The following is a 4767-nucleotide window of genomic DNA, read 5'->3' on the forward strand; positions in this document are numbered from 1 at the left end:
AGGGGAAATGCTCTGCACCACGGTTGAGGGTAGTTTGTATGGTGATATGCATGAAAGATATGAAGCCAACCCCAAGGTCCTCAGGGACGGGATTGAAGAGTTAAGGAAGAAGAATGGAGAGTTCTTTGAAGTCGAATTAACTGAATACACTATGATGGGGCCGCCAACATATATCCAATTTTACAATTGGCCATCAAGCGTCAAGCAGCTGATGTTTGGTCTTCCGCATTTAAAGGATTTGTGTGCCGATATAGAATTTCCTGACCCCATGTGATAAGGGAAAAATTGTACAAACGCACATAATTGTAATGTCGGGGCATTATGAAGCCCGTGCAAATTAGCCGAAGGCTTGGCAGCGGGGAGAGTCGTTCATGTTGTCCCTTTGCTCCAGGAGGCTGTCCGGGAATAGCGCCCTTAGCGAGGATGGCAGAAAATTGAGGATAAAAAGTCGGAAATTTTTTGTGAATAGTGGTTCTATTTACTAAAAATTTCTGACTTTTTAGACCAATTTGCTGCCACCGCACGACTGCATGCAACGCAGGAGCAGTTGCCGCGTAGGGCAGTCTATTTCCCAAGCGAAAAAGAGCTTTTCGCTTCCTTTGTGCTCTTTGTGGTTCAAATCATACGGTTAGCTACTTAAAACTCACGATTGGCAAGGCTTTCACTCTTGAGTCAGTGCCTTTGATGCATAATGAAGAACCTGATTATAGAATACAGTAGGAAATTTATTCACCACCCATGATGGGTTCCAGTTCGTATAGATCTGCCGTGTTATCGCAGCAAACCATCACGTGGGTCATTCCCATTACGAATTGAGCAAAATGTACCGGCCCATTGCGTTCAATAGCGCCCTTCTCTTTCCACCGGTTGTTGCCGGATTGCCCCCAAATCCTGACTACTCCATCGTCACTGCCGGTGACCAGATGGCTCCCATCATCACTGAATTGAATGGAGAGAACCTTTTGGTTATTTTTGATGGTGACGACTTCTATCAAATCCTTTTCATCACTTAATTCATAGAGGGTTATTTGGTGATCTTTACCGGTGCAAATGGCAACATGGGTCTCATCAGGGCTAAAAACAACCAGACCATCAGCAGCCGCATTCGCTTTCTCCACCCACGAGCCATTGCTGATCTTGCCGATGATGCGTTGCGCCTTTTCTCCTGTGTCACTGCCAGAAGCTAACGTTATTACGCCATGGGTTCCACGAGGGCTGAATAAAATGTCTGAAAAAATACGCTGACCACCAAAATCATCGAAAACCGCTTGTCTGCCCCAGGCGCCTTCTTCCTGCTGCCCGTGGATCTCGATTCTGTAGGAGTCATTCAATGCGATGGTGGACCCATCAGGACTATATTGTAGGCCCGAAATTACGTGACGACTCGCCTCATCCTCGATGGTATATTTCTCCGACCAGTCCCCCTGATTGCTACGGTTATAAACCGTTGCGCCATTAATTCCATAATTTAAAGCTACATGTGCGGCATCCGGACTGAATGTTGCAAAAAACGAATTCATATCGGACTGCACACTCACCTCCGGTCCGTCGTCCGTCAGTTCGTAAACAACCAGATTATTTCCGTCGCTTGCCAATGCACACCTGCCATCGCCAGAGACATCACGAACAATAACCCGATCAGTTTCGCCAAGGGGTAACTTACTCCATTCCCCATCGCTGTTTTTTCCGCAATATTCTGCCAACCATGCTGTTTTACCATTAACCCTGCAATAGGCCTGGACAAGCACATTACAACTGTTGGGCCTGACGAATTGTGTGGTTTTGCGAACGGTATCGTTGTTGTCAAAAAGGGCTGTCTTGAGATCCCATTTTCCATCCCGGGATCGCTCGAAAATCTTCACACACAGGGTATTGTTTGTAACAAGGCAGGATCCATTGGCGATAAGCTGAGCTGAATTATCATTCCAACGCCTGCGAGTATTCATTTCGTAGGTAGTAGACAGCGTTTCAACCCACTGCACACCATGGTTCAATCCGATCATTTTTACTTCAGCATTGCTGGAACTCATTATTTCTGGAATGTCAGCGCTGGATTGAACAGTGTGCACCTTGTTTTCGTGAACCATGGCTGCCTTGTGCGCGGTATCAAAAGAGTGGCTCTGGTCAATGGCTTCGCGCAGATTAAAATACATAATCTCAACAAATGCTTCGGGTTTGTCCTGTTGCATGGCACGGAAATAACCATCGGGTTTTGTTGTAGAAAAACGTTCCAGATAATCGATTAAATAATCAGAAGCGGACGTTATCCAATTTTTTAGTTGACCTCGTGTGTTATCAGGCAATGCCTGAAAAAAGGCAATCTCTTCGGAATGGTCCAGTAACGTATTGTTCCCGGAATATATTTTGTTCCCGGAATATATTGAGACTCGCTCAGCACTTGACTGTTCTGAAAATGAAAGATACCTGGATCTCTGATTGATCAGCCCGGGATTGTCCGGAAGGTCTTGCAACATTGAAGATGATGCTGCTTCACTAACCTGGCTAAATCCGGCGAAGCTTTCTGAGCCAACTGAGCCAACTGAGCCAACTGAGCCAACTGAGCCAGGATGCACCGGGGTATGGCCATTAGCTATCCCGGCATCTGTATGGGTTGGATAGATGGGCAAATCCGTTGAATTTAACGAAGTATTATTCATGTAATGATTCTCTGTCAGAAATGCAGAATACTGATATCCCGCACATATATTATATGATCGACTCTTCGGACAGACTCAGGATCGAGAGTCTCATACAAGTACAACGTCTTTTAGCACCAGATAAGCAATGGACGCTGCGGTTAGACGAGATTCTGTTATTCATACCAGCGCATCTCATCCATAAGTCAGCTTAGAGGAAGTTGGTTAAAACGCCAGCTTGAAGAAAGTCAAAAGGTCTGAAAGGAAATGGATGAACGTCAGGCACATCAAGTTCCACCAGCCTACTCTCCATGAAAATTGACGTTAATGCTGATAAATATAAGTAGCTGGCCGTATGGAATTGGAACCACGAAGCACACGAAGAGCACAAAGAAGCGCTTTTCTTTTCCTTTGTGCTCTTCGTGTGCTTCGTGGTTTCTGGAATTAATAGATAGATGCTTAATGTCTATCGTAAGATAAGTGATTAACCGATAGCTATGGCTATGCTCTCTGGGGTTATGTATTGCTGTCTTCTTAGTCAGAAATATACAATTCCCGTTACTGTTCGGAACCTATATCTTAAAATAACCAAACGAACAAAATACTACACAATATTGATTAATAGAAATTAGTACTCGACAATTTGCAGGCATTTTAGTGAGAATTTAAAAGCACTAAAGACTTGCTAATCAACATGTAGTGGTTCTGTTCGTTATTACTAGATATGGTTTTCGTGGCTGCTGAATAGTTACCAATTCCCCTTGGCCGAATACTTTTGCCTGATACCGACGCGAAGTCTACTCGCCCCCCCGAAGATTGTTTTCAAATTAAACACTATGCCGTCTCAAGAAATCCTTACGGGCAATGTCATTACCGGAGTTTTCAGAAAAACTACCGATATTATCCGGATCGTTACTTTCCAGCGACTGATTGGCCGGGGTTGTGGGGGCATCAGCAGGGTTATTGGCCCCGAGCAGACCTCTGCAAACATTTGAAACAAACCGCACCCCATCAACAACTGTCAATAATGAATAGTGAATAGAAAGTCCAAGCAAGCCAGCAGCACAGGCACCATTAAAACCATAATTAATATAATCAAATTCCGAGGGGCGCTCAAGATCCAGCTTGCAAACATAAAAACCCGCGAACACTCCAAAGCATGTTAAGGCTTTTACCAGATTAGGCATTTCATTTTGCTGCGCGGGAGCAGGAGGCCTAAAATCATTATTGCTTGCGTCCATTATTTTCTCCATCAAGTTCGTAGCATTTAATAAACTTGAATTCAGCAGTTGAAAATCGAAATGGCTCTGAAGCCCGTGCAATGCAGGGGCCAAGTCGGATTTCACTGCTCAACCATTGGATGAGCAATCAGGTTATTCCAAAGCTACAGATTGCAAGGGTTTCAGAGGTATTTATAAGGTTCAACTGCTGAATTCAGGTTAAACCTGGCACATTAACATAGTCTGTCCACATCACTGTCTGGTCTTTGCCCCGGGCAGTCTTTAATTTGGAGGCATTATGGAGTTGTCAGTTTACAATCCGGTCGACATTGATGAGATCAGAATCCTTTTTGCCAGGACATTTACTGAATCAGAAAGTGAAACGGAAGGAGCAATGGTCGGCAACCTGGCTTATGAGGTTATGAAGACAACAGACGAAAACGATCTGTTTGTTTTTGTTGCCCGGGATCATGGCCGCCCACGGGGCGAACAGATTGCAGGTTGCATTATCTTTTCCAGGTTGACCTTTGACATAGCCATTGATGCCTTTATGCTGTCACCTGTGGCTGTCGGCACTGATTACCAGGGTAAAGGTACCGGCCAGGCATTGATCAACTTTGGCCTGCGCACATTGACAGACACCGGCGTAGAGTTGGTATTTACCTACGGCGACCCAGACTACTACTGTCGTACAGGTTTTGCGCCTGTCAGTGAAACCGTGATCAAGGCACCGCTGCCATTGTCCCACCCCGAAGGCTGGTTAGGCCAGTCGCTGGTTAGTAAGGAGATTGAGCCAATCGCGGGTCAACCACGCTGTGTCCGGGCGATGAATAAGCCTGAAATCTGGTAGATATCCTGCATGCTTGGGAAATTGTCCCGGAATAACTTCATCATTTCATTCAGACTGGGAA

4 protein-coding genes are annotated in these 4767 nt (G+C 45.2%); 2 read left to right on the forward strand and 2 right to left on the reverse strand.

Features of this window, described 5'->3' with window-relative positions:
• Positions 1 to 274, forward strand: a 274-nt coding sequence (locus KDK14_RS06085; RefSeq protein ID WP_257264125.1) for a hypothetical protein, incomplete at its 5' end; no start/stop codon positions are given.
• A 451-nt stretch (positions 275 to 725) separates the two neighbouring features.
• Here the strand turns inward: KDK14_RS06085 and KDK14_RS06090 are convergent.
• A complete protein-coding gene (locus tag KDK14_RS06090) occupies positions 726 to 2657 on the reverse strand; it encodes a WD40 repeat domain-containing protein (RefSeq protein ID WP_257264126.1) in 1932 nt (643 codons plus the stop codon).
• Between the two features lie 806 nt (positions 2658 to 3463).
• Positions 3464 to 3877 (reverse strand): hypothetical protein, encoded by a 414-nt coding sequence (locus KDK14_RS06095; protein WP_257264127.1) that lies wholly within the window; start codon positions 3875 to 3877, stop codon positions 3464 to 3466.
• A gap of 277 nt (positions 3878 to 4154) precedes the next feature.
• Between KDK14_RS06095 and KDK14_RS06100 the strand changes: the two genes are divergently transcribed.
• Entirely contained in the window at positions 4155 to 4706 is a 552-nt protein-coding gene (locus KDK14_RS06100; protein ID WP_257264128.1) for a GNAT family N-acetyltransferase, read from the forward strand.
• Positions 4707 to 4767 lie beyond the last annotated feature (61 nt).

The organism is Endozoicomonas sp. ONNA2 (genome assembly GCF_024606365.1).
GTDB lineage: Bacteria > Pseudomonadota > Gammaproteobacteria > Pseudomonadales > Endozoicomonadaceae > Endozoicomonas.